Below are 24,923 nucleotides of genomic sequence, written 5' to 3' on the forward strand. Positions count from 1 at the left end.
CGGTGGCAGCAAGGCTAGAACGACACGCTCAAGGCCGCGAGCCCGCCGATCTCGACCTGCACTTTCGTGCCCTGGGAGGCGAACAGCAAGCCGGTGCACGAGCCGCTGGTGATGACCTGGCCCGCCTTGAGCCCGGCGCCCCGCGCCGCGCAATGATTGGCCAGCCATTCGAGCAGCGCGCCCGCATCCGGGCTCGGATGCCCGCCCACGGTGTGGGCCACGATCTGCGGGCCGAAGCGCAGCACGGTCTCGACGTTCGCGAGGTCGAACCACGCCGGCTCGAAGGGCTGGCGTTGGCCCAGCACCAGCGCACCGTGGCTCAGGAGATCGGCCAGCTGCGCCTGGGGGCCGGCGCCGAGCCAGTCGGCCAGGCGAGTCTCCACCACCTCGATCACCGGCAGCACGGCGTGTACGGCAAAGGCCACGTCGTCCCGGGTGTAGGGCGCCGCGCGCGGCGGCAGGTCGACGCCGAGCTGGAAGCCCACCTCGACCTCGATGCCGCGCAGCCGCCAGGCCGGCCCGGTCAGGAAGGCGCCGTCGGGGAGCAGCCCTTCGGCCGGCAGCGGCGCGCAGGTCGGCGTCTGGCCGGCGCGCGCGCCGACCTTCCACCCGCCGACGGTGCCGATGGCAGCCAGGGTCGCGTCCTGGATGGCGTAGGCCTCGAGGCAATCCGCGGGCTGCACCAGCGCCGAGGGCACGCGCCGCCCGTCACGCCGCGCCACGAACAGCGCGCGCGCGGCGGTGGCCGGCGTGACGGTGGCCGCTGCCTGCGTCACAGCTCGGGGAAGCGCTGCCACGGATGAGCTCGCTCAAAGGCGCGCGCCAGGGCGAGCAGTGCGTCGTCCTCGCCTTCGCGCCCGACCAGCTGCAGGCCGACCGGCAGCCCCTGCGCGAAGCCGCAGGGCAGCGCTATCGCCGGCAGGCCGACCGCGTTGACGAAGCCGGCGAAGACAGCGTGCCCGCGCGGACCGACCTCGCGGCCATCGATGCGTGGAGGATGCGTTTCACCAGCCGGCCACGGCAGCGCCGCGGCTGCCGGCGTCAACAGGAAGTCGTACCGCTCGAACAGGCTCGCCAGCTCGATGCGCAGGCGTTCGATCTCGAACAGGAGGTCGAACAGCGCGAGTGCCGATGCGTCGCGGCCGGCGGCTGCGTTGGCTTGCATGGTGCTGCCGAACGAGGCCGGATCGAAGGGACGCATCGACGACAGCGCCTGCGGATGCGCGACTAGCCACGCCAGCCCGACTTGCGACAGCAGCGGCCAGCGCTGATTGACCGCCTCCGCCATCTCGAAGCGATCGGCCGTCGTGACGTCATGGCCCAGCGCGGCGAGCTGACGCGCTGCGGCGTCGGTGAGTTTCGCGATCGACGGATCGACCGGGTGATCGCCGAAGCGCGGGATATGGAGAATGCGCGCGGGCGCCGCCGGCCCCTGCTGCACCGCACCGCGCCCGATCACCTGCATCACCGCGGCCACGTCGTCCACGCAGCGCGCCAGCGGGCCCGCGACCTCGAAGTCGAGAAAAATCGGCGGCAGTCCGCCCCTGCGCGGCACGCGGCCGCGAGAAGGCTTCAGTCCGACCAGGTTGGTGTGCGAGGCGGGCCGCCGGATCGAGCCGCCGCCGTCGGTGCCGAGCGCGATCGGGCATCCGCCCGCAGCCACCAGCGCGACCGCGCCGCCCGAGGAGCCGCCGGGCGTCAGCGCCGGATTCCACGGGTTGCCCGTCTCGCCGAACACCGGGTTGCCGGTGTAGCCCTGCATGGTGAACTCGGGCACGTTGGTCTTGCCGAAGATCACCGCGCCCGCTTCGCGCAGTTTCGTCACCGGCAACTCGTCGCGTTCGGCCACGAGGCCGGCCAGCGCCTGGCTGCCCCAGTGGGTGGGCAGGCCGCGCACGTGCAGGTTGTCCTTGATCGTCACGGGCACGCCGTCGAGCGCACCGAGCGCGCGGCCGGCGCGCCAGCGCGCGCTGCTCTGCTCGGCGGCATGGGTCGCGCCCTCGGCATCCAGCGCAACCAGCGCGTTGAGCCGCGGGTTGACCTCGGCGCTGCGCGCCAGGCAGGCCGCGAGCGCCAGGGTCGGCGTGAACGCGCCTTCCCGGAAGCCTGCCGCGAGCTGCGTCGCCGTGAGCTGCCAGAGCGCAGGGGTGATGCTCATCGCGCCCTCACATGTGGGCCGGCAGCCAGGTCACCAGTTGCGGCACGGCCATCAGCAGCAGGGTGAAGAGGATCATGATCAGCGCGTAGGGCAGTGCGCCCCAGATCGCGTCCTGGATGCCGCCCTTGTCCGGCCGGATGCCGTGCACCACGAACAGGTTCATGCCCACCGGCGGCGTGATCAGCCCGAGCTCGCACATCAGCACGATGAAGATGCCGAACCAGATCGGGTCGACGCCGAGCGCGACCGCGATCGGGTAGGTGATCGGGATGGTCGCGACCTGCATCGACAGCACGTCCATGAACATGCCGAGGATCAGGTAGAACACGATCAGCGCGACGATCAACCCGGTGGCCGACAGGCCGAGGCCCGCCACCCATTTCGTCATCGACTCCGCCACGCCGGTCAGGCTGATCGTCAGGTTGAGGATGAAGGCGGCGGCAATGATCAGCAGGATCATCCCGCTCACCCGCGCCGTCGAGACGAAGCAGTTGCGCATCAGCTCCCAGTTCAGCTTGCCCGAGTGCCAGACGAAGCCGAGCGCGGCGATCACGCCGAGCGCCGCGCTCTCGGCCGCGGTCGCGATGCCGAAGTACAGGCTGCCCATCACGATGCCGAACACCACCATTGGCGGCACCAGGTGCACCAGCGAGCGCAGGCGCTGGTCCAGCGGCACCTTGGGCTCGCGCATCGCCTTGCCGCTGGCCAGGCTGGAGACCGCGATCCACAGCATGAAGAGGCCGGTGAGCAGCAGGCCGGGGATGATGCCGGCGATGAACAGCTTGCCGATGGAGTTGTTGGTGAGCGAGCCGTAGACGATCATGTTCACGCTCGGCGGGATCAGGATGCCGAGCGTGCCGCCGGCGGCCAGGGAACCCAGCGAGGCGCGCATCGGATAGCCGCGCTTGTGCAGCGAGGGCAGCGCGACCGTGCCGACGGTCGCCGCCGTGGCCACCGAGGAGCCGGAGGTCGCGGCGAACAGCGCGCAGCTCCCGATGTTGGTGTGCAGCAGTCCGCCCGGCAGGCGGCCGAGCCAGGCCGACAGCGCGATGTACATGCGGTCGGCGATGCCCGAGCGCAGCAGCAGTTCGCCCAGCAGCACGAACAGCGGGATCGAGGTGAGCAGGCTTTCGTTCTGCACGCCCCAGACCACCGGCGCGATCGAGTCCATGAACGGAACCCCGTAGGCGGCAATGCCGCCGACGATGCCGATCACCGCCATCGAGACCGCGATCGGCATGCCGATCAGCATCATGGCGAGCATCGCGAAGAACGCGAGTCCGATGAGCATCAAGTTCATGGCTTGACCCCTTCGGCTTCCTGGCGCAGCGCAAGGTCGTCGAGCTCTTCCTTCAGTTCCTCTTTCGCGCTCTTCGGATGGAAGTCGCTGTTCAGCGTGGCGATGTCGCCGGCCAGGAGCAGGCGCGTCGCGCGCAGTGCAAAGCCGCAGGCGATCAGCGCAAAGATCACGAGGCCCGCATACCACACGCTCTGCGGAATGATCAGCGGCGTCGCCCAGGGCGTCTGCGCCGTGCTGCGGTAGGCCATCGTGTCGCCGATCACTTTGAACGCGACCCAGGCGATGAACAGCGCGAACGTGGCCAGCAGGACGATCGAGATCCAGTTCAGCAGCGCTTGCGCGCGTGCAGAGAACCGCTCGTGGAAGACGTCGACGCGGATGTGGTTGCGCCCCATCAGCGCGAGGCTGAAGGCGAGGGTCGAGCCCACCGCCAGCGCGTAGCCGCCCAGCTCGTCGGCACCCTGCAGCGAGACGTTGAACAGCTTGCGCGCCGCGGTCTCGGTCGTCACGATGGCGGCCAGGCCGAGAAAGATCGCGCCGAACAGGGTGGCCAGCACGGTCTCGATGCGTGTCTTGAGGTCGGCGGCCTTGGCGGGCACCGCCGCGCGCGCGGGCGGGGCCAGCGGTTCCTGCCGGGCAGTCGTCATGGCGGCGCCGCTCACTTCAGCCCCAGCACCGGGGCCACGGTGGACTGCCAGGCTTTCGAGCAGCCGGCGTTGGACTTGTCGCAGACCTCGGCCCACACCGGCAGAGAGACCTTGCTCACCGCGCTGCGCACCAGCTCGAGGTCGGTCGGCGTGACCGGCACGTTGACCAGGTTGAACTTCTTGCCGGTGGTGCATGGGTCCTTGCCGGCGTTGCAGTTCAGCGCGTCCTGGAACAGCTCTTCCGAATACTTCCAGACCTCGTCGGTCAGGCTGTCGAAGGCGGTCTTCAGCTTGGCCTGCTGCTCGGGATTCAGTGCCTTCCACGACTTCATCGACATCCCGTATCCGTTGAGCGCCATCTGAAAGCCGATCGGCAGCTGGTGCGTCGTCACCTCGGGCCAGCCGGCCGAGTTGGCCGAGCTCGGGCCGGTGATCGCGCAGTCGACGACGCCGAGCGACAGCGACTGGTGCGTGTCGGCGAAGGAGATCGGCACCGGGGTCGCGCCCACCATCTCGATGAACTTGGCCAGGTTCTGGTCGTACACGCGCACCTTCATGCCCTTGATATCGGCAAGCTTGGCAATCGGCTTCTTGCAGAACAGGATCTGCGGCCCGAAGGGCCACACACCGAGCAGCTTGACGCCGAACTGCTGCTGCAGCCGCGCATCGACCGTGTCGAAATAGGCCTTGGCGACCTTGCGGCCGGTCGCGTAGTCGGGCGCGGCGCCCACCAGGTCGAGGCCGAGGATGGTCGGCTCGTCGCGCGAGTTCTGCGAGACGCGCAGCGAGACCAGGTCGAACAGGCCGGCCTTCATGACGCGCAGCTGCTCGGTGTCCTTGATGCCGAGCGTGTCGATCGGCTTGTAGTCGACGTCGATCGGCAGCCCGGTGCGGGCAGCGAAGTTCTCGAAGAAGGGCTGTTCCTTGTTCTTCTGGATCAGCCCGGTAGCCAGGGGTTGGCCGATGGCCTTGAGCTTGATCTTGTCCTGCGCCTGTGCGGCAGGCAGTGCGAAGAGAGCCGCCAGCGCGAGCGTGGCGGCGAAGGTCTTGGAACGGTGGGGCAGCGGCATGAAGGCTCCTGGAAAGGGGGTGGCACACGACGGAAGCGGCATGCCATTGGAGCGCGCGGCAAGGCGTGCCTGCGGACTTTCCCGCGCTGCGGGAAAGCCGGCAGAAGCCGTTTGAAATCAAGCACTTGGCGCAGTGCGCCGGTGGAAGACGCGCGATAGAAGCGCGCTAGCGCAGGTGCCCGCCGTAGGCGGCGGTAATCTCGTCGGCGGCAGCGCGCACGGTGGCGCCGAGTGAAGCGAAGTCGGCGCTCCGGATGCGCTGCGTGGGCCCGACCAGCGAGATCGCGCCGAAGGGCTGCCCATGCTCGTCGCGGATCGCCGCGGCGATGCAGCGCAGCCCCACCGCGTTCTGCTCGTCGTCGATTGCAAACCCGGCGCGCCGAACCTCGCCCAGGGTCTCGTGCAGCCGCGAGGCGCGGGCGATGGTGTTGGCGGTGAGCTTCGGCAGCCCGTAGGTGCGCAGGTACTGCAGCACGTCGTCCTCGGCCATCGCGGCCAGGATCGCCTGGCCCATCGCAGTGCCGTGCAGCGGGGCGCGGAAGCCGGGCTTGCCGATGGCACGCATCACCTCGCGGCTCTCCACCTGGGTCACGAACACGATGTCGCCGAGGTCGGCGATGCCGAGGTTGACCGACTCGCCGTTGCTGTCGCGCAGACGGCGCATCACCGGCAGCGCGAGCTGAGCGATGCGGCGTCGGCGAGCGAAGGCGGCGCCGACCGAGAAGCAGCGCACGCCCACATACCAGAGGTTGGTCTCGCGGTCGAACTGGACGAACTGGCGCTGCTCCAGCGTGGTGAGCAGGCGGTGCGCGGTGGAGGAGGACAGCCCGCTGCGTGCCGCGATGTCGACCAGGCGGTAGCCCTCGTCGTCCTCGGCCAGCACCTCCAGCAGCTGCAGCGCCCGCGTGAGCGACTGCACCGTGCTGTCGCCATCGCGGTCGATGCGGGTGATCGGGCTGGCGTTGCGGGGCGCGCGGCGGGGAGAGGCGGTCATGGCGTGCGCCTTGCAAATTGCACGCCAGGAAGGAGGTATGCGGCTTCTCAGCCGTCGATCGACACCTTGGCGTCCTTTGCGACCTTCGCCCACTTGGCGAGCTCCGCGCGGGTGAACTCGGCGTAGCGCTCGATCGTGCCGCCGCCGTCCTCGACGCCGAAGCTCTCGAACTTCTCCTGCACGTCGGGCATCGCGAGCACGGCGTTGACGTCCTGGTTGATCCGGCGCGCCAGCTCCGCTGGGAGCTTGGCGGGACCCGAGATGCCGTACCAGTTCATCGTCTCGAACTCGGGAAAGCCTTGCTCATGCATGGTGGGCACGCCGGGGTAGGCCTTCGAGCGCTTGACACGGGTCTGCGCCAGCGCCACCACGCGGCCGTTCTTCACGTGCGGGGTGGCCGCGGTCATGGTCTCGAAGGTGTAGAGGATCTGGCCGCCGATCAGGTCGGTCAGCAGCGGGCCGCTGCCCTTGTAGGGCACGTGCAGCGCATCGACGCCGGCCTGCAGCTTGAACTTCTCTATCGCGAAGTGCTGGATCGTGCCCGGTCCCGCCGAGCCGAAGCTGATCTTGCCGGCTGGGCCTTGCACTGCGCGACGACCTCCTTCACCGACTTCATTGGATTGCTCGCGCTCGTGATCAGCAGGTTGGGCGTGACGCCCAGCAGCGCGATGGGTGCGAAGTCCCGATCGGCTTGGTAGCGCAGGTTGCTGCGCACGGCCGGCGCGAGCGCGTGGCTGTTGATGTTGGACAGCAGGAGCGCGCTGCCATCGGTTGGCTGCTGCAGCATGTATTCGGCGGCGAGGGTGCCGGAGACCCCGGCCTTGTTCTCGACCACCACCTGTTGGTTCCACAAGCCCGTGAGCTTCTGCGCCACCACGCGCGCCAGCGCGTCGGCGCCGCCGCCGGGCGGAAAGCCGACGATGAGGCGGATGGGCGTGTTCGGCAAGGTCTGCGCGAACACGCCGGGCGCGCCGAGCGAGGCGATGGTGGTCGCGCCGGCGGCCTTCAGGAAGTGGCGTCTTTGCATGATTCGGTCAATTTTTGTCAACGAAATGTTTTGAAGTTGTCGACATATTCGTTGACAATCGTGTTGTCGAACATGGTGATAACACTGATGTCGACATCTGATCATCGAAGGAAGCCCATGTCCCACACCCTGCGCCTCGGCGTCTTGACGCCCTCGTCCAACACCGCCCTGGAGCCGCTGACGAGCGCGCTGGCGGCCTGCGTCCCCGGCTGCAGCGCCCACTTCTCGCGCTTCAAGGTGACCGAGATCGCGCTGTCGGCGCAGGCCCTCGGGCAGTTCGACGACAGCAAGATCCTGGCGGCAGCCGAGCTGCTGGCCGATGCGAAGGTCGATGTGATCGGCTGGAGCGGCACCTCCTCGGGCTGGCTGGGCTTCGATGCCGACCGGCGCCTGGTCGAGCGCATCCGCGAGCGCACCGGCGTCGCCGCCACCACCGCGGTGCTGGCCCTCAACGAGCTGCTCGCGCTGCGCGGCGTGAAGCGGCTGGCGCTGGTCACGCCCTACACCGGCGACGTGCAGCAGAAAATTGTCGACAACTACCGTCGCATCGGCATCGAAGTGGTGGCCGAGCGCCATCTCGGCATCCGCGTGAACCATGACTTCGCAGGGGTCGAGCCCGAGCGCCTGCGGGAACTGATGCGCGAGGTTGCGACGGCGAAGCCCGAGGCCATCACCACCTTCTGCACCAACCTGCGCGCGGCCCCGTTGGCCGAGGCGGTGGAGGCCGAGCTCGGCATCCCGCTGCTCGACACGGTGAGCACCACGGTCTGGGGCCAGCTGCGCGCGGCGGGCGTTGATCCGGCGCAGGTGCGCGGCTGGGGCGGGATGTTCGGCTGGCGATAATGCGCGACCCTTCCGCCGGCGCCCGTTCCCACGCATGCGTGCGGCGCGCGCCGGACCTGCTCGCCACGCCCGATCCACCGATGCCGACTCCACGCGCGCCCAAGCCCGTCGCCACGCCAGCCCGCCTCGAACGCGAGAACACGCAGGACGAGATCTACGAAAAGATCTACGTCGCCATCCTCGAGCACCGCCTGCACCCCGGCACCAAGCTGGGGGAGGAGCGGCTGGCAGAGATCTTCGGCGCCAGCCGCGCGCGCATCCGCGAGGTGCTGGCGCGACTCGCGCACGAGCAGATCGTCGAGCTCTTCCCGCAGCGCGGCGCCTACGTGGCCAAGCCCACGATCGAGCAGGCGCGCGACGTGTTCGAGGCGCGCCGGCTGATCGAGCCGGCCGTGATGCGGCGGCTGGTCGAGACGCTCACGCCCGAGAAGCTCGCGCGCTTGCGCGAGCACCAAGAGCGCGAGCTCGATGCGCGGCGCCGCGACGACAAGCGCGCGGTGATCCGCCTGTCCGGCGAGTTCCACTCGCTCGCGGCCGAGCTGGCCGGCAATACCGCGCTGGCGCGCAGCATGCGAGAGCTGTCGGTGCTGACCTGCCTGATGATCTTTCTCTACGACGCGCCGACCTCGGTCAGCTGCCGGGCCGACGAGCATTCGAAGATCATCGAGTCGGTCGCCAGGCGCGACGCGGCGCGCGCCCAGAAGCTGATGCTGGAACACCTGGAGCACATCGAGGGCAGCATGAAGCTCGATGGCGCGACCGAGGAAGTCGATCTGGCCGCGATCTTCAAGGGCTGAGCGGCCTTACGCCAGGCGCACGACCTCGGGATCGTGCGCGGCGTCATGGAGGCGTTCGACCTCGGCGGCGCGCCGGTTCAGCACCGCGCGCTGGTTGATGTAGCCCTTGTCGGTGATCTCCCCCGCATCGATATCCGGCGGCGTCGCCAGCACCAGCGCGCACACCGGACACTGCGAAGAGCCCGCGCCCTCGTCTCGTAGGGCACGCATCGTGCGCAGCAGTGCCGCCGCCAGCTCCTCGCGCGGCCGCTGCGCGGCCTGCGCGCTCGGGAAGACCAGCATGCCCACCGCCTCGCGGTCGTGGCCGGTGATCACCACGTCCTGCACCAGCGGCGCCAGCCGCGACACCAGCTGCACGCGCAGCGTGCCCACCGAGACCCAGGTGCCGCTCGTGAGCTTGAAGTCCTCGGCCACGCGGCCGTTGAACATCACGCCGCATTCGGGCCGCTTCGCGTCGGCCAGGTAGCCCGCATCGCCGATGCGGTAGTAGCCCTCTTCGTCGAAAGCCTGCGCGGTCTCGCGCGGCGCGTTGCGGTAGCCGGGGAAGACCGACACGCCCTTGACCCGCATCTCCAGCTTGTCGCCGTTGGACACGAACTTCAGCTCCAGCCCCGGCAGCGGCGCGCCGATGCAGCCCGCGCCCTCGAGCTTCCAGTGGGCCGAGGTGATGGCCGGCGAGGTCTCGGTCGCGCCCCAGGAGGTGGTGAGCCACAGCGGCGCAGCCGGCCGCGCACGCTTCGCCACCGCCTCCAGCCGCTGCCAGGTCGAGGGCGCCAGCGCGGCGGCGGCGTAGAAGCACAGGCGCAGGCGCGACAGCACGTCGGCAGCGAGCGCTTCATCGGCCTCGAGGAAGGGCAGCAGCATGTCGAAGCCGCGCGGCACGTTGAACATCAGCGTGGGCCGCACTTCCCGCAGGTTACGCACCGTCTTCTCGATCAGGCCCGGCGCCGGCCGGCCCTCGTCGATGTAGAGCGCGCCGCCATGGCAGAGCACGACGTTGAAGTTGTGATTCGCGCCGAAGGTGTGGCTCCAGGGCAGCCAGTCCACCAGCACCGGCGGCTCCTGGTCCAGGAAGCGCCAGGTCTGCGCAATCATCTGCTGGTTGGCGCACAGCATGCGGTGGGTGTTGATCACCACCTTGGGCTTGCCGGTGGAGCCCGAGGTCAGCAGGTACTTGGCATGGGTGTCGGGCAGGATGGCCTCGAAGGCCTCCATCACGGCCGGCGTCTCTTCGGTGGCCAGCAGACGCTCGAAGGCGAGGGCGCCGGCATGCGCATCGGCGTTGCGGCTGAACACCGTGATGGCCTCGACGCCGCAGCCGGCCAGCGCGCTGCCGTAGATCTTTGCGTCCGAGGCGTAGATCAGCGCCGGCCCCAGCGCCTGCAGCATGCCGTGCAGCCGCGACGGGTCCTTGGCCATGCGCGAATAGGCGCTGGAGAGCGAGCAGGCGGTGCGGCCGATGTGCATCGTGGCGAGCATCAGCACCGCATGGTCGATCGCGTTGTCGGAGAGGATCACGACCGGCTTGTCTGCCGGCACGCCCAGGTCGAGCAGGCTCTGCGCCACGGCTCCGACCGCGCGGCGCAGCGCGCGGTAGTCCAGCTTGCGCCAGCCCTCGCCGCTCTCGTCGCGCTCGGCCAGCGCCAGCGCATCGGGGGTCTCGCGCGCCCAGCGCTCCAGCCATTCGCCGATGCAGCGGGCGTAGGGCTTGAGGGCGACCGGCGAGCGCAGGGCGAAGGAGCCGTCGTCGAAGTCGATGCGGATCGTGCGGGGCGGGGCGAGCTGGGTCTCGTCGTCGAAGAAGCCTTCGGCTTTCATCGCTTGTCTCCTGGGGACGCTTTGTTATTCGAGTGTGCCGGACGCGGACTTGGCGCGGATCAGGTTCAACAGCAGGGTGTCGCGCGTGCGTTCGAGCTCGCTTTCATGGCGCTCGCCGAGTTCCGACGCAACGCCCTCGGTCACCTGCTGCTTGAGCTGCTCCGTCATGAGGGGCGATCCCAGGTCTTTCCACCAGTCCTCGATCGGCCCGCCCAGGTGCGCCAGCACATGCGCGATGCCGCCCGCGCCGCCCGACAAGTGCAGGTTCATGAAAGGCCCCATCACCGCCCAGCGCAGGCCGGGGCCCTGCGAAATCGCGGTGTCGATGTCGGCCACCGAAGCCACGCCTTGATCGACCAGGTGGAAGGCCTCGCGCCACAGCGCCGCCTGTAGGCGGTTGGCGATGTGGCCCTTGACCTCGCGCTTCACGTGGATCGGCCGCTTGCCGATGGCGGCGTAGAAGGCCATGGTGCGCTCGACGGCGTCGGCCGAGGTGCGTTCCCCCCCGATCACCTCCACGAGAGGAATCAGGTGCGGCGGATTGAAGGGATGGCCCAGCACCACGCGCTCCGGGTGCGCGCAGCCCGACTGCATGCCACTGACCGTCAGCCCCGAGGAGCTGGAAGCCAGGATCGCATGCAGCGGCGCGGCGGCGTCCATGCGGCGGAACAGATCGATCTTGAAGTCCAGGCGCTCGGGGCCGTTCTCCTGCACGAAGTCCGCTTCGCGCAGGGCGTCTTCCAGCGACGCGTGAAAGCGCAGGCGCTCCATCGACGCAGCTTCGGCCAGCCCGAAGCGCTCCAGCGTGGGCCAGTGCTGCGCCACGGCCTCGCGCAGCCGCGCCTCGGCACCCGGCGACGGGTCGGTGGCATCGACGTCCAGCCCCTGCGCGAGAAACCAGGCGGCCCAGCTGGCGCCGATCACGCCGGTGCCGACCACCGCGACGCGTCTGACGGGCGTGCCCATGTGCGCCATCTCAGGACTCGGCCGTGAAGCCGACCTTCTTGACCAGGGGCCCCCAGCGCTCGAACTCGACGCGTTGCGAGCGGGCCATCTCTTCCACGGTGGAACCTTGCGCGATCAGGCCGACCACCGCCAGGCTGTCGATCACCGCCTTGTCCTTGATCGCGGCGTTGATGGCCGCATTCGCAGCGTTGACCACCGCGGCCGGCGTCCTGGCCGGCGCGTAGAAGCCGAACCACTCCTCGGTCGTGAGCTCCGCGAAGCCTTGCTCGGCCAGAGTCGGCACCTCGGGCGAGAAGGGCGAGCGCGCCTTGCCGGAGGTGGCCAGCAGCCGCAGCTTGCCGGCCTTGTGGTTGGCGATGAAGTCGCCGCTGGGCGTGACCATCGCGGCGATCTGGCCGCCCACCACGTCGGTCACTCCGGGGATGGAGCCGCGGTAGGGCACGTGCTTGAGCTCGACGCCGTTGTTGATGCCCAGCAGGGCGCCGATGAAGTGCGGCGTGGAGCCGGCCGCCGGCGAGCCATAACTGGCCTGGTCGGGGTTGGCCTTGGCCCAGGCCAGGAAGTCCTTGACGTTCTTGACGCTGGCCGGCACCAACGGGCCGACCGCCAGGCCATGGTGCATCACCGCCGCGATCGACACCGGCGTGATGTCCTTGACCGGGTCGTAGCTCAGCTTGCTGTAGATGTGCGGGTAGATGGAGGTGCAGGAGAAGGGCGACAGCGCCAGCACGCTGCCGTCGGCCGGCGCGCCCTTGAGCACCTCCAGCGCGATGCGGCCGCCCGCGCCGGGCTTGTTTTCCACGACGCCCGAGTTGCGGGTGTAGGCCGAGCCGGCCAGCTTCTCGCCGACGCGGCGCGCCACGCTGTCGCCGGCGCTGCCGGCCGGGAAGCCGTAGTAGATCTTGATCTGCTCGAGCGTCTGGGCCAGTGCGTTCAGCGGCGCGAGCGCGCCGAAGGCGGCAGCGGCGCCGAGGGCGTGGAGGAAGTGGCGGCGATCGGTCATGGTGTTGTACTCCTCGGAGGCTGTTATAGAGAGATAGAGAGCGTTCGTCACAGAGCGAATTCGGGGCGCGGCAGGCCGACGCGCGGCAGGCCCATCATGTCGCGCGCCTCGGCGGACGTGGCGGGCTCCATGTCCATCTCGCCGAGGATGCGCACGATGCGCTCGGTCAGCTGCAGGTTAGTCGCGAGTTCGCCGTGGCGGTAGTAGAGGTTGTCCTCCAACCCGACGCGCGCATGGCCGCCCAGCAGCAGCGCGCTGATGTTGGCCTCCAGCTGCGAGGGCCCGATGCCGCTGACGCAGAAGATCGCGCCCTTGGGCAGCGTGTCCACCATCATCTGCAGGTGGCGCGGCGAAAAGGGCATCGCGTTCTGGAAGTTGCGATGCACGTTCATCACCAGGTTGATGAAGTAGGGCTGCTCGTCGAGGCCCTCGTTGATCAGCGTGGTCGTGTCCTGCAGGATATGAGTGGGGCTGAAGACCTCCCACTCGGGCTTGATGCCGCGCGCCTTCATGCCGGCCGCGAGCTCGCGGCCCTTGCCGAGCGGCGTGTCCATCAGGATCTCGCGGCCCTCGAAGCTGAGGTTGAGCGTGGTCGCGTCCAGCGTGCACATCTCGGCGCCGGCGTCCATGCCCTTGATGCGCTCCTCGAAGGCGATCTCCCAGCGCCCGCCGGGCAGCGGCTTGACCATGTCGCCGTGCACGCCGCCGCCGGTGGAGTTGTTGATCACGATGTCGCAGCCGGCGTCGCGGATGCGCTGGTTGATTTCGCGATACACGGCCGCGTCGCAGGTCGCCCCGTCGTCCGGCCGCCGCGCATGGATCGCGGCAACGCTGGCGCCGGCCTTCCAGCAAGCCACCACGTCGGCGGCAATCTCCGCGGGCTGGGTGGGAGGTGGGGGTTCTGTGACTTGTGCGCCATGCCGCCGGTGGGGGCAATGGTCACGATCACCTTGCGCTTGGACATCGGGTCGGTCTCCTTGGATGAGGGCGTTATTATTTTTGTCTGCCGGCGGGCCCACAGTCATTGCGACGACATTTGGAGTCAGGGTTTACGCGGCGCAGGAGCGTCGATGCACAACAAGCCGAGCCGGCGACCGGCGGCATCCCTTTCGATCCCCGAGCTGCTGCAGCGTTCGGTCTGGTTTCCCGCGCTCGATGCGCAGGCCCAGGCGCGCGTGCTCGACGAGATCCGCGAGCAGCCCGTGGCCGCCGGCTGCGCGCTGTGCCGGCGCGGCGACACGCCCCTGCACTGGTACGGCACGCTGGAGGGGCTGCTCAAGTGGTGCATCACCGCCGACGACGGCCGCGCTGTGACGCTCGGCGGCCTCTCGGTCGGCAGCTGGTTCGGCGAGGGCACGCTGCTGCGCGCCCTGCCGCGTTCGGCCGACATCATCGCGCTGCGCGACAGTCGGGTGGCGCGACTGCCGCTGGAGACCTTCGAGTGGCTGCACCAGACGCAGCTGAGCTTCAACCACTTCCTGCTGCGCCAGCTCAACGAGCGGCTGCACTGGTTCATGGGCAACTACGCGGCGCACCGGCTGCTCGACGCCGACAGCCAGGTCGCGCGGGCGCTGGCGGGCCTGTTCCATCCCTGGCTGCATCCGGGCAGCGACGCGCACCTGCAGACCTCGCAGGAAGAGATCGCGAACCTCTCGGGGCTGTCGCGCCAGCGCTGCAACGCGGCGTTGAACCGGCTGCGCGAGGCGGGGCTGCTGCGCATCGAGTACGGGGGGATCACCGTGGTCGACCTGGAAGGCCTGCGGCGCTTCGTCGAGTAGCGCCGGCCGCCCGGCCGGCGGCTTCAGTGCTGCTGTTGCTGCGTCTTGTGCAGGGGCTTGGCGCCGGGGCTCTGGGGCTGTTCGCCTTCTTCGGCGGGGCCGGCATGCGGGCGCCCTCGCTGCAGCTCGTCGTGCTCTTCGTCGAGCCGACGCACCTGCTCGTCACGCCACTTCTCGTAATCCGGATCGCGCCGCGGCCGGCATGCTTCCGCGCGGCTGGGGGCATCGTGTCTGGGCATCATCAAGCTCCTTGGAAGGCGACTGGCTCCAAGCTAGCCGATGCCCGGCGCATCTCTGTCGGGACGGCGCGGGATCCGCCGTGGGAGAACTCGCACGCGGTTGGCTATCGCGGCGATGTCAGCGTCTGTCTGCCCAATACCGCGGTTCGCGGCTTTGATGCGCGATGGCGAAGATCTGCGGGCCCAGGTTTGCGTCCTCGGCATAGATCACGGTGTACGGAAACCGATCGAAGTGATAGACGCGCATGCCGTGCCCGCCGTGCGGCCCACGCTGCTGGTTTTCGCGAAGCAGCTCCAGCACTCTTTCGTACTCGACCAGGAAGGCTTCGGCGATCAGTCGGCTGGCATGCGTCGCGTAGTAGACCGCCGCATCACCGAGTTCGGCTTCGGCTTCCGGGTGGATCCAGTGGCTCACTCGATCCTTGCCCGGACACGCGCGAGTGCTTCATTGCCGGAGACCATCGCCGTCTTGCCGGAGCGGACGTCCTCCTGGCGGCGCAGCGCAACTTGCATCCAGGCTTCCTGCGCCTTCGACTTGGGCTCGAAACTGGCGATCAAGCGTTCCAGAAGCCGAGCGCGGTCCTCGGGCGGCAGGCCGAGGACTTGGGCCTCGAGATCGTGGACGGGAGTGGACATGATGGGGCCTCCGAGAATGCTTCGACTCTCAAGCATGTTACAGCGCTGCCCGCGCCGCTCAGAACTTGTGCCCCAGATGGGGCGGCCCTTCCTCGTCGCCCGTGCTCTCGTCGTCCACCGAGGCAAGCTTGAAGCGCGCGGCTTCGTGCCGCACCTTCAGCTCCGCGTAGCGCTCGCGCTCCGCGGAGCGCGAAGGCGTCCGCTGCATGCAGGCGATGAAGAAGCGCGACTCCTCGGCATTCAGCCCGAGCAGCAGTTCCTGGCCGCGCCCATCGATGGCCAGGGCGCTGCGGGCCTGAAGCTCGGTGCGTTGCGCTTCGGGCATTTCGAGCATGTTCATCGCGAGCTCCTCGATGCAATCCTGCAGTCTGCCACCGCGCGTCCGGCAACGCGACGGAAGTTGCCGCACCGCTGACGCGGTCACGGCTGACATGGGCGCCTGCATCGCGGGAATGGAATCGCGTTCCCTGCCGTCTTCAACCGCCCAAGGAGCCCTGTCGATGCCCACGTCCAAGAAGAAGCCCGCCGCCGCGCCCTCCGGCAAGGCCGCGGCCAAGTCCGCCGCCCGCAACACCGCCAGCGGGCCCGCGAGCGCTCAAGGCGCCGGCGGCGATGCGCTCGCGGCCCGCGCCGCCGAGCTGAACGAAATGGCTGCGGCCATGCCCTACAACCCCAACAAGCTGCTCGATGCCGGCCGCGAGAGTGCGGTGGTGCCACCCGAGGGCGCCAGGACGCCGCCGCCTTCCGCGCAGGCCGGCGCCAGCACCTTGAGCGAAGCCAACTTCTCGCCCAAGTCCGGCGAGGGCGTCGCGCCGGGCGAGAACCGCACCGCCGGCTCGCTCGACCGCGTGCGCGTCGATTCCAGCGGCCAGGTGCTCACCACCAACCAGGGCGTGCCCATCGCCGACAACCAGAACTCGCTGAAGGCGGGCCTGCGCGGGCCGGCCTTGCTGGAAGACTTCATCCTGCGCGAGAAGATCACCAACTTCGACCATGAGCGCATTCCCGAGCGCATCGTGCATGCGCGCGGCTCGGGCGCGCATGGCTATTTCGAGGCCTACGAGGCGCTCACGGACCTGACCCGCGCCGCGCCCTTCCAGGAAAAGGGCAAGATCACGCTGGTCTTCGTGCGCTTCTCGACCGTGGCCGGCGAGCGGGGCTCGGTGGACACGGCGCGCGACGTGCGCGGCTTCGCGGTGAAGTTCTACACCGACGAGGGCAACTGGGATCTGGTGGGCAACAACATCCCGGTCTTCTTCATCCAGGACGCGATGAAGTTCCCCGACCTCATCCACTCGGTCAAGCCCGAGCCGCATCACGCGATGCCGCAGGCGGCCAGCGCGCACGACACCTTCTACGACTTCATCTCGCTATCGCCCGAGTCCACGCACATGATGATGTGGGCCATGAGCGACCGCGCCATTCCGCGCAGCTTCCGCATGATGGAAGGCTTCGGCGTGCACAGCTTCCGGATGGTGAACGCGGCTGGCGAGAGCCGATTCGTCAAGTTCCACTGGAAGCCGAAGCTGGGCACCCACTCGCTGGTGTGGGAGGAGGCCGCCAAGATCCAGGGCGCCGACGCCGACTACCACCGGCGCGACCTCTGGGAAGCCATCGAGGCCGGCGAGTACCCGGAATGGGAGCTGGGCCTGCAGATCTTCACCGAGCAAGAGGCTGCCAACTGGAGCTTCGACATCCTCGACGCCACCAAGATCGTGCCGGAGGAGCTGGTGCCGGTGCGCATTGTCGGCCGCCTGGTGCTCGACCGCAATCCCGACAACTTCTTCGCCGAGACCGAGCAGGTCGCCTTCTGCACCGCGCACGTGGTGCCGGGCATCGACTTCAGCAACGACCCGTTGCTCGCCGGCCGCATCCATTCGTACAAGGACACGCAGATCCTGCGCCTGGGCGGCGCCAACTTCCACGAGATCCCGATCAACGCGCCCGTCGTGCCGGTGCATAACAACCAGCGTGACGGCATCAAGCGCCAGGCCCTGCACCGCGGGCGCGTGGCCTACGAGCCCAACTCGCTGGCCGGCGGCTGCCCCTTCCAGGCCGGCGCCAAGGGCTTCGTGTCCTTCCCCGAGCCCATGCAGGGCGACAAGCTGCGCGGCAAGCCGGAGAAGTTCGCCGAGCACTACCAGCAGGCCACGCTGTTCTGGAACAGCCAGACCGAGTGGGAGAAGGCGCACATCGTCGGCGCCTTCCGCTTCGAGCTGTCCAAGTGCACGGTGCCGGCAATCCGGGAGCGCATGGTCTCCAGCCTGGCCAACGTGGCGCCGGAACTGGCGGAGCGCGTGGCCAAGGGCTTGGGCTTCACCGTGCCTGCGCCCATGCCGCGGGCGGCGGAGAAGCCGCAGGCGCCCGAGGTCGCCACCTCGCCCGCGCTGTCGCTCACGGCCCGGCCCGGCGACGGCGGCATCCGCACGCGCAAGATCGCCCTGCTGGCGGCCGACGGCGTGGAAGGCGCGTCCCTCCAGGTGCTGCAGGCAGCCCTGGTGGAAGCCGGCGCGGTGGCGCGCATCGTGGCGCCGCGCATCGGACCGGTGAAGACCGCCGACGGCGGCACGCTGGACGCCGACGCCTCGCTGGAGAACACGCCGCCCGTGCTGTTCGACGCCGTCGTGCTGCCCGACGGACAAGCCGGTGTCGACCTGCTGGCCCGTGTCGGGCAGACCAGCGAGTTCGTCGTCAATACCTACCGCCACTGCAAGACGCTGCTGGTGCTGGGCGCCTCGAAGGCGTTGACGGACAAGCTGGGCATGCCCGCCACGCTGCCGTCCGGCGAGCCTGATCCGGGCATCCTCTTTGCAGGCGCGGGGGAGGACACGGCGGCGAGCTTCATCGCCGCGGTGGCCCGGCACAGGCATCCGGAGCGCGACTCGGACCCGCCGCGCTTCTGAGTCCGGCGATCAGGCGGCGCGCGGCATCGTCGCTCAGGCCACGCCGTGCTCCTGCAGCAGCGCCTCCCTGAAAGCCAGCGCCGCGCGCGAGGGCGCCGGCGAGCGCCGCATCACGCACACGAAGCCGCAGTCGTAGCGGAACATCGACTTGCGCACCGGCCGCATGCGCCCGCCTTCCTCGAAGACCCGGCCGTAGTGGTCGGGCAGGAAGCCCAGGAAGCGCCCCGAGAGAATCAGCGTCGCGATCGCCTCCTGGTCCAGGCCGGTGGCGGCGCGCTTGAGCCCGGCGCGGTGGCTGGCCTCCATGTTGGGCGAGTGGTAGCCCAGCCCGGCGAAGCGATGCGCGCGCAGCCCCTTCCAGTCCAGCCCGGTGTTGCGGCCCTCGAAGAGCGGGTGCCCGGCGCCGCAGTACAGCAACATGGTCTCGTCGAACAGCAGGTCGTAGGCCAGGCTGTCGGAGCGCCGGTGCGCCGGGATGATGCCCACGTGCAGGCTGCCGTCGATCAGCTGGCGCTCGATCGCGTTCATGGTGCCGATCTGGATCTGCAGCGCCACCTCGGGCGCGCGCTCGACGAAGCCGGCGATGGCTTCGCCGATGCGGGCCTTCGGGTTGGTCGCGGTCTTGTCGAAGAGCCCGATCTCCAACTGCCCGCCCATGCGCTGGTGGATGTCGTCCACGCCGCTGCGAAAGGTGTCGACCGCGCTCAGCAGGCGCATCGTCTCCTCGTAGATGCGTTGCCCCTCGACCGTCAGCGCGAAGCCGGCGCGCCCGCGCCGGCACAGCGTGAGGCCCAGCCGCGTCTCCAGGTCCTTGATCTGCCGGCTGATGGTGGAGGTGCCGACGTTGAGCTCCAGCTCGGCCGCCGCCATGCCGCCGCAGTCGGCCACGGCCTTGAAGACCTTGAGCATGCGCAGGTCCGATTCGCCGAGCTGGCCCAGGCGGGAAGGGGCGGAAGAGGAGGGCGTCTTTACTTTCATAGATTGACAAGTGAACGTGGATATTCCGTCATTGGCCGAAGTATCGAGCCTCCTCAGAATCGATGCCACCTCCAACCCGCCGGCGCGCCAGCGCCCACCTGCCATGAGCTCCATCGCTGCCGACACGTCCTCCCATCTCCCCACGGTCCGCACCGACGCCGCATGGCTGGACGCGCACTGGATGCCCTTCACCGCCAACCGCCAGTTCAAGGCCGATCCGCGCCTGATCGTCGAGGCCCAGGGCCTGTACTTCACCGACAGCGACGGCCGCAAGATCTTCGACGGCCTGTCCGGCCTGTGGTGCTCGGGCCTGGGCCACGGCCGGCCCGAGATCACCGAGGCGGTAAGCCGTCAGATCGCGAAGCTGGACTATTCGCCGGCCTTCCAGTTCGGCCATCCGCTGTCCTTCGAGCTCGCCAACCGGCTGCGCGAGCTCACGCCCGAGGGCCTGGACTACGTGTTCTTCACCGGCTCCGGCTCCGAGGCCGCCGACACCTCGCTCAAGATGGCGCGCGCCTACTGGCGCGCCAAGGGCCAAGGCGGCAAGACCCGCCTGATCGGCCGCGAGAAGGGCTACCACGGCGTCAATTTCGGCGGCATCTCGGTGGGCGGCATGGTCGCCAACCGCAAGACCTTCGGCCAGGCCGTGGAGGCAGACCACCTGCCGCACACCCAGCTGGCGGCCAATGCCTTCTCGCGCGGCGAGCCGGCGCAGGGCGCCGAGCTGGCCGACCGCCTGCTGGACCTGATCGCGCTGCACGACGCGAGCAACATCGCGGCCGTCATCGTCGAGCCCTTCTCGGGCTCCGCCGGCGTGGTGATTCCGCCCAAGGGCTACCTGAAGCGCCTGCGCGAGATCTGCACCGCCAACAACATCCTGCTGATCTTCGACGAGGTCATCACCGGCTTCGGCCGCGCGGCCGCCATGACAGGCGCCGACGCCTTCGGCGTGACGCCGGACATCATGAACGTGGCCAAGCAGGTCACCAACGGCACCCAGCCGCTGGGCGCGGTGATCGCGAGCCGCGAGATCTACGACACCTTCATGGCCGCCGGCGGGCCGGACTACATGCTCGAGTTCCCGCACGGCTACACCTACTCGGCCCATCCGGTGGCCTGCGCGGCCGGCGTCGCGGCGCTGGACGTGCTGGTGAAGGAAGACATGGTCGGCCGCGTGCAGGCGCTGGCGCCGCACTTCGAAGCCGCGGTGCACAGCCTCAAGGGCAGCAAGCATGTGACCGACATCCGCAATTACGGCCTGGCCGCGGGCTTGACGCTCGCATCGCTGCCCGGCGAGCCGGCACGCCGGCCCTACGAGGTGGCCATGGCCTGCTGGAAAAAGGGCTTCTACGTGCGCTATGGCGGCGACACGATCCAGCTGGCGCCGCCTTTCATCGCGGAGAAGGCCGACATCGAGCGGCTGGTCAGTGCGCTGGGCGATGCGCTGGCCGAGACGGCCTGACTTTGGCTAGGCCGAAGTTCCTGAAGCCGTCGAGCGAGTTTGCCTTTGCACGACAAGCACTTGGCGTGAGTTCGGGAGTCCGGCTTCTGTCTACAACCGGATCTGCTGGATGAGGTTGAGCGCTCGCTGCTGCTGCACGTTGGGTGTAGTGAGCACCTCGAAGGTCGGCGCGTCGGCCCCGGCGTTGGGCGTGCGACAGGTGTTGCGCACGATGGTGGCGAGTTCGGCCATGAGGGTCGAGAAGCTATGCACCGGCGTGCCGTCATCCAGCATGTGGCGGGCCACCTTGGCCAGCGCCGCCTTGGATCGCGTAGCCGGCGCCACCGGGTCACGCGCGGCCTTGGCCTGTTGATCCGTGTCGGCGAACATCAGCGGCGCCCAAGCCTCGCGCATGTGCCACTCGACGTAGTAGGCCAGCATGCACAGGAAGATGTGCGCGCGCACCCGATCAGCGGTGCGGTGGTGGATCGGGCGCACCTTCAGATCGATCGTCTTGAGCGAGCGGAACGCGCGCTCGACGTTGGCGAGCGCCTTGTAGTTGCGCACGCACTGGGACGCGTCCATCTGCGTCGTTGGCACCGAGGTGCGGATGATGTAAATGCCGTCCAGTGCCGCCTCGGCAGCGATGGCGTCTGTCTTGCGTGCGAAGGTGAAGGCGTTGTCGCCAATCACCAGCTCGAAGTGCTTGGCGACCTTGTACTGGTTGACGACCTTGCCCACGCGCAAGCCGATCTCGTCGCGCCCAGCCAGCTTGAGTGCATCCACCCGGGCCTTGATCTTCTGCAGATTGGCCTCGGTGGCGGCGAGCAGGTCCTCGCGCTTGTGCGTGCGCAGCTTGGCGAGTTCCGGATTGCGGCACGCCACCAGGCGCTCGCCCGGGTAGTCCGGCGAGCTCAGTTCAAGCAGGTTGCGCTCGTCGAACAAACCAAGCTGCAGGTGGCCCTGCTCGACCAGCGCGCGAATCGAGACGCTCTTCAGCGCACTGATCCAGCCCACGCCCTCGGACTCGCGCATCTCCTGGATCGCCTTGTTGGAGATCATGCCGCGGTCACCCACCATCACCAGTTGCTCGACGCCGAACTCCTCGCGCAGCCGCTTGACCTCGGGCAGCAAGGTCAGGCTGTCGGCCACATTGCCCTCGTACACCGACACGGCCAGCGGGCAGCCCCGCGCATCGGTGAGCAGGCCGTAGTTGACCTGCAGCAGGCCCTTCTTGCCGTCGCGGCTATAGCCGAGCCTGGCCAGAGGGCAACTGCTGCCCTCGAAGTAGCTCGACGATAGGTCGTACAGCACCAGGGCGCCGGCCCTCAAGTGACGCGCGGTGAGCTTCTTCTGGATCGTGGCCTGGCGCGCGAGCAGCCAGTCCATCGCCGCGTACAGGTCGTCCTCGTCGGCGTCGGCGACACCGAAGTCCTCGGCCAGCGTCGTGGTGTGCCACCAGCGCGTGGTGGCCAACTTGGTATGCGGCGCTGCGATGCGCGAGGCCACCATGGCCAGTACCAGGTCGCGCTCGCGGCAGGGCTTGGAGGCAAGCACCGAGGCGAAGCCCAGCCGCTGCATAGCCTCGCCAACGGCTTGCATATGGCCATGCGAACGCGACGCGGTGATCTCCAAGCACTGCGTGAGCGGCTGCAAGGCCTCGCCGCGCAGGGCTGCTCGAATGGCTTCGATCTGCGCGGCCGACAGGCTCGACAGATTGGCCAGCGTGCGCTTGCCGACCTTGGAGCCCTCGCGGTAGGACTCGCGCAGCAGCACGGTGGGCGGTGAGCCACGATTCGGCACGACATGGATGTGCATGCCTACATTAATAGGTCAAATACAAGCTAATATCAAGTAAATAACATGCCTACATTTTGGAACACATGAGGCCGCTCAACTCGTTGATTTCAAAGGGGTTACCGGCCAAAAGGCCGCAGGGTGACCGAGGAACTTCGGGCTAGGGGGCCGCAGGGGCCCGACGGGCATGCAGCATGCCCTCGGCCCACGCTTCCCTGATCTTCGCGAGAAAACCAGCCGGCACCCGCGCATCGCCTTTGGCGTCTTCCAGCGTCCGGTGCATGGCCTCTGCAATGGCCTCGAGCACACGGGCAGGCTGGCTCACCCCGCAAATCCGGCGGCCGAAGTCGTGGAGCTCCTCGGTGGTGGGGTAGGTCTTGGTCCGGTGCCTGCCGGCGAAGAGCTTGAGCGCCAGCGTACGGTCCTCGAGCTCGGGACCTCCCGGGTACTGCGCGTACCTGTAGACCGAGGTCGTCACCACATCGAACATCGGGGCAAGCCACACGTCCGCGGAGGAGCGGTACAGCACGCCGAAGTTCTTCAGGTGCGCATCGCCGTTGCGCACCATGACGGAGAAGGCCACCTGCTGGAAGAAGCGGTGCAGGTTATCGCTGTGCAGCCGCAGTTGCCGCAGCAGCTCGGCGATGCGTTGGTAGCTGCCCTGGTACTTCCGGTCCGACAGGATCTCGCGCACACGCAGGCCTGCCAGGGCGGCGACGTCCTCGAAGCCGAGCCGCTCGATGCGGCCGTCCTCGCGCTGCACGAGGTCGAAGCGGTCCAGGATCAGCATCTGCCCGTCGTCGGAGAGGGCGAACGAAGGCACTTCGATGCCGGCGCTCCGTGCAGCGCTCAGGCACAGGTACTCGTTGGCCGCCAGGCTCGGGTAAGCCGCGCTGGCAGCCTTCACGATGAGCGAGGGGATGGGGATCGTCGGACGGTCCGGCACCATGATCTTGGGCTGCATGCCCGCAATCCCGGCGCCCGTGCTCAGGTAGGCGGCCACCAGTTCGTTGAAGACCTCCGGCGTGTATCGGGTCTTGAGCAGTTCATCCTTGCTCAAGGGCGGCGGTGCTGCCGCCAGCGGATGCTCCGGAAGGCTGTACCCCAGCCGGCCGATCCCGTTGCGGCCGATCAGCGCCAGCAGATGCATGGGCGTCATCGGCTGCTTGGGAAACAGCTCTCGAATCTTCATGAACAAGTCGCCCTCGGGCAAGTTCTGATCCATGGGCGGGAACAGGTCGCCGTCCTGCCAGGTGAGTCTCTCCTTGGGCGGCATGAGCAAGGCCACGGGCGGCTGCTCGGGGTCCGGGTCGAGGTAGCGGAACTCGTAGGTCGAGGTCTTGAGCAACTGGCCCGCAGAGTCCGCGTCGCCGATCGAGACCGCGAGGGCGCGGATCTTTTCAGGAAGCATCGTCTTCTTCCTGGAAGCGGCGGGCGACTTCCTCTGCCGAGGGCAGGCCGACGCCCTCCAGGCGTATGGCCAAACCCAAAGCACCCAGGACGGCCATCAGGGACGAGACGGTGGAGTCTTCGCCAGCCTCCAGGCGGTAGATGACCTCGCGAACCTTCCCAGCCCGGGCCGCGAGCTCGGACTTGCTCATTCCCAAGGCCTCCCGCCGTTCGCGGAGGGCGCGGCCAAGTTCATCGGGCAGGCGGAGAGTGTCAGTCATGGCTGACAATTATGCGCGGTGAGGAATGATTTGCAAGCTATAACTTGCAACTGCCCGATTTGAGGTATGCTGTAATTGCAAGTTTTGACTTGCAAAACAATGCATCGTGACCTAATTTGCCAGCCATAACTGGCAACCGGCCCATCACCGCCTACCACGCAGCCGGCAGCTTCTTCAATATCACCAGCCGCCCCTCCCGCTGCCCGACATAGCCACCGGCCGTGAGCTCCTTCATCACCCGGTTCACCATCTCGCGCGAGGAGCCGACGCGGTCGGCGATGTCCTGCTGCGTCAGCTTGTGGCGCAGCAGGCGCTCTTCGCCCACCGGCTCCGACAGCTCCGTCAGCACCCGCACCATGCGGCCGTAGACGTCCTGCAGCGCCAGGCTGCGCACCTGCTCGGTCAGGCGTCGCACCATGCGGATCAGCTTGCGGGTCAGGTGCATCGCGAAGTCGGGGTGGTCGGCCAGGAACTGGCGCAGCTCCGAGCCTTGCACCATCCGGCAGCTGCAGGTCTCCATCGCTTTGATCGAGGCCGAGCGCTTCTCGCCGTCGATCGAGAGCTCCCCGAAATACTCGCCCGGGCCGTGCTCGGCCAGCACCAGCTCGCGGCCGTCGTCCGAGCTGGCGTAAATCTTCACCCTGCCGCTCAGCAGGATGTAGAGCGAATCGGTGGTGTCGCCCTCGTTGATCAGGATGGCGTTCGCGGGAAAGGTCCGCGTCATGCCGCGCGGCGCGATCGCGTCGAGCAGGTGCTGCGGCAGGCGGTCTTCGGCGTCGGCGGGCATCGGGGCGCTCCTGTGCACATGGGGGAAGCCGGGCGGCGCTCTCGCGGCGACCCGATTATCCGGCGGCCCCT

At 68.5% G+C, this 24,923-nt stretch carries 25 protein-coding genes and 1 pseudogene; 5 read left to right on the forward strand and 21 right to left on the reverse strand.

All coding sequences use genetic code 11. From position 1 onward, the window contains the following. Positions 1-14: 14 nt before the first annotated feature. The 8 genes from GXN78_RS13110 to GXN78_RS42205 form a co-directional block, all read right to left on the reverse strand. Positions 15-797 (reverse strand): fumarylacetoacetate hydrolase family protein, encoded by a 783-nt coding sequence (locus tag GXN78_RS13110; RefSeq protein ID WP_239142693.1) that lies wholly within the window; start codon positions 795-797, stop codon positions 15-17. After that, complete coding sequence (locus GXN78_RS13115; RefSeq protein ID WP_106561043.1) at positions 773-2,158, reverse strand: amidase; 1,386 nt, start codon at positions 2,156-2,158, stop codon at positions 773-775. Before GXN78_RS13115 ends, GXN78_RS13110 begins: the two co-directional genes overlap by 25 nt. A 7-nt stretch (positions 2,159-2,165) precedes the next feature. Next, positions 2,166-3,458: a TRAP transporter large permease subunit gene (locus GXN78_RS13120; protein ID WP_106561042.1), complete on the reverse strand. Its 1,293-nt coding sequence runs from the start codon at positions 3,456-3,458 to the stop codon at positions 2,166-2,168. After that, positions 3,455-4,105, reverse strand: a complete 651-nt coding sequence (locus tag GXN78_RS13125; RefSeq protein ID WP_106561049.1) for a TRAP transporter small permease — start codon at positions 4,103-4,105, stop codon at positions 3,455-3,457. The genes GXN78_RS13120 and GXN78_RS13125 overlap by 4 nt, the downstream gene beginning before the upstream one ends. A gap of 11 nt (positions 4,106-4,116) precedes the next feature. Continuing rightward, positions 4,117-5,175 carry a TRAP transporter substrate-binding protein gene (locus tag GXN78_RS13130; protein WP_106561041.1) on the reverse strand — a complete coding sequence of 353 codons (1,059 nt, stop codon included), beginning with the start codon at positions 5,173-5,175 and terminating at the stop codon, positions 4,117-4,119. Positions 5,176-5,341: 166 nt separating this feature from the next. Further along, positions 5,342-6,169 (reverse strand): IclR family transcriptional regulator C-terminal domain-containing protein, encoded by an 828-nt coding sequence (locus GXN78_RS13135; protein WP_106561040.1) that lies wholly within the window; start codon positions 6,167-6,169, stop codon positions 5,342-5,344. A 47-nt stretch (positions 6,170-6,216) separates the two neighbouring features. Further along, entirely contained in the window at positions 6,217-6,756 is a 540-nt protein-coding gene (locus GXN78_RS42200; RefSeq protein WP_343231013.1) for a tripartite tricarboxylate transporter substrate-binding protein, read from the reverse strand. Beyond that, positions 6,687-7,196, reverse strand: a complete 510-nt coding sequence (locus GXN78_RS42205) for a tripartite tricarboxylate transporter substrate-binding protein (RefSeq protein ID WP_343231014.1) — start codon at positions 7,194-7,196, stop codon at positions 6,687-6,689. Before GXN78_RS42205 ends, GXN78_RS42200 begins: the two co-directional genes overlap by 70 nt. Positions 7,197-7,313: 117 nt before the next feature. On the opposite strand from GXN78_RS42205, the gene GXN78_RS13145 reads away from it, so the two are divergent. Next, positions 7,314-8,039, forward strand: a complete 726-nt coding sequence (locus GXN78_RS13145) for an aspartate/glutamate racemase family protein (protein WP_106561039.1) — start codon at positions 7,314-7,316, stop codon at positions 8,037-8,039. Between the two features lie 80 nt (positions 8,040-8,119). Further along, on the forward strand, positions 8,120-8,836 hold the full coding sequence (locus tag GXN78_RS13150) for a GntR family transcriptional regulator (RefSeq protein WP_106561048.1): 717 nt from the start codon (positions 8,120-8,122) through the stop codon (positions 8,834-8,836). Between the two features lie 6 nt (positions 8,837-8,842). Here GXN78_RS13150 and GXN78_RS13155 read toward each other — a convergent pair whose 3' ends face one another. The 4 genes and pseudogenes from GXN78_RS13155 to GXN78_RS13170 form a co-directional block, all read right to left on the reverse strand. Continuing rightward, complete coding sequence (locus tag GXN78_RS13155; RefSeq protein WP_106561038.1) at positions 8,843-10,654, reverse strand: feruloyl-CoA synthase; 1,812 nt, start codon at positions 10,652-10,654, stop codon at positions 8,843-8,845. 24 nt (positions 10,655-10,678) lie between these two features. Further along, positions 10,679-11,620 (reverse strand): 3-hydroxyacyl-CoA dehydrogenase NAD-binding domain-containing protein, encoded by a 942-nt coding sequence (locus tag GXN78_RS13160; protein WP_106561047.1) that lies wholly within the window; start codon positions 11,618-11,620, stop codon positions 10,679-10,681. Between the two features lie 10 nt (positions 11,621-11,630). Further along, the gene (locus tag GXN78_RS13165; RefSeq protein ID WP_106561037.1) at positions 11,631-12,623 is read right to left on the reverse strand and encodes a Bug family tripartite tricarboxylate transporter substrate binding protein; all 993 of its coding nucleotides are present in this window, start codon (positions 12,621-12,623) and stop codon (positions 11,631-11,633) included. 47 nt (positions 12,624-12,670) lie between these two features. After that, positions 12,671-13,587: pseudogene (locus GXN78_RS13170) on the reverse strand (3-keto-5-aminohexanoate cleavage protein). Positions 13,588-13,693: 106 nt separating this feature from the next. Between GXN78_RS13170 and GXN78_RS13175 the strand changes: the two are divergent. Continuing rightward, entirely contained in the window at positions 13,694-14,401 is a 708-nt protein-coding gene (locus GXN78_RS13175; RefSeq protein ID WP_106561035.1) for a Crp/Fnr family transcriptional regulator, read from the forward strand. Between the two features lie 23 nt (positions 14,402-14,424). On the opposite strand, the gene GXN78_RS13180 is transcribed toward GXN78_RS13175, so the two are convergent. From GXN78_RS13180 to GXN78_RS13195, 4 genes are all read right to left on the reverse strand, one after another. Then, positions 14,425-14,640: a hypothetical protein gene (locus GXN78_RS13180; RefSeq protein WP_146163211.1), complete on the reverse strand. Its 216-nt coding sequence runs from the start codon at positions 14,638-14,640 to the stop codon at positions 14,425-14,427. 118 nt (positions 14,641-14,758) lie between these two features. Continuing rightward, positions 14,759-15,055 (reverse strand): type II toxin-antitoxin system RelE/ParE family toxin, encoded by a 297-nt coding sequence (locus GXN78_RS13185; protein ID WP_106561033.1) that lies wholly within the window; start codon positions 15,053-15,055, stop codon positions 14,759-14,761. After that, positions 15,052-15,276 (reverse strand): addiction module protein, encoded by a 225-nt coding sequence (locus tag GXN78_RS13190; RefSeq protein ID WP_164255440.1) that lies wholly within the window; start codon positions 15,274-15,276, stop codon positions 15,052-15,054. Before GXN78_RS13190 ends, GXN78_RS13185 begins: the two co-directional genes overlap by 4 nt. Before the next feature lie 58 nt (positions 15,277-15,334). After that, the gene (locus GXN78_RS13195) at positions 15,335-15,616 is read right to left on the reverse strand and encodes a hypothetical protein (protein WP_106561031.1); all 282 of its coding nucleotides are present in this window, start codon (positions 15,614-15,616) and stop codon (positions 15,335-15,337) included. 160 nt (positions 15,617-15,776) lie between these two features. On the opposite strand from GXN78_RS13195, the gene GXN78_RS13200 reads away from it, so the two are divergent. Next, positions 15,777-18,179 carry a catalase gene (locus GXN78_RS13200; protein ID WP_106561030.1) on the forward strand — a complete coding sequence of 801 codons (2,403 nt, stop codon included), beginning with the start codon at positions 15,777-15,779 and terminating at the stop codon, positions 18,177-18,179. Between the two features lie 33 nt (positions 18,180-18,212). Here the strand turns inward: GXN78_RS13200 and GXN78_RS13205 are convergent, their stop codons facing one another. Beyond that, positions 18,213-19,157 (reverse strand): LysR family transcriptional regulator, encoded by a 945-nt coding sequence (locus GXN78_RS13205; RefSeq protein WP_106561029.1) that lies wholly within the window; start codon positions 19,155-19,157, stop codon positions 18,213-18,215. Between the two features lie 103 nt (positions 19,158-19,260). Between GXN78_RS13205 and GXN78_RS13210 the strand changes: the two genes are divergently transcribed. Next, the gene (locus GXN78_RS13210) at positions 19,261-20,619 is read left to right on the forward strand and encodes an aspartate aminotransferase family protein (RefSeq protein WP_106561046.1); all 1,359 of its coding nucleotides are present in this window, start codon (positions 19,261-19,263) and stop codon (positions 20,617-20,619) included. A 90-nt stretch (positions 20,620-20,709) separates the two neighbouring features. Here GXN78_RS13210 and GXN78_RS13215 read toward each other — a convergent pair whose 3' ends face one another. The 4 genes from GXN78_RS13215 to GXN78_RS13230 form a co-directional block, all read right to left on the reverse strand. Then, positions 20,710-22,416 carry an IS1634 family transposase gene (locus tag GXN78_RS13215; protein ID WP_106561501.1) on the reverse strand — a complete coding sequence of 569 codons (1,707 nt, stop codon included), beginning with the start codon at positions 22,414-22,416 and terminating at the stop codon, positions 20,710-20,712. A 139-nt stretch (positions 22,417-22,555) separates the two neighbouring features. After that, positions 22,556-23,806, reverse strand: coding sequence for a type II toxin-antitoxin system HipA family toxin (locus tag GXN78_RS13220; RefSeq protein WP_106561323.1), 1,251 nt, complete (start codon positions 23,804-23,806; stop codon positions 22,556-22,558). After that, positions 23,796-24,065 (reverse strand): helix-turn-helix domain-containing protein, encoded by a 270-nt coding sequence (locus GXN78_RS13225; protein WP_106561324.1) that lies wholly within the window; start codon positions 24,063-24,065, stop codon positions 23,796-23,798. The genes GXN78_RS13220 and GXN78_RS13225 overlap by 11 nt, the downstream gene beginning before the upstream one ends. 151 nt (positions 24,066-24,216) lie before the next feature. Further along, positions 24,217-24,852 carry a Crp/Fnr family transcriptional regulator gene (locus GXN78_RS13230; protein WP_106561325.1) on the reverse strand — a complete coding sequence of 212 codons (636 nt, stop codon included), beginning with the start codon at positions 24,850-24,852 and terminating at the stop codon, positions 24,217-24,219. Positions 24,853-24,923: the final 71 nt, after the last annotated feature.

Origin of the sequence: Variovorax sp. WS11, from assembly GCF_010499245.1 — a bacterium.
Taxonomy (GTDB): domain Bacteria; phylum Pseudomonadota; class Gammaproteobacteria; order Burkholderiales; family Burkholderiaceae_C; genus Variovorax.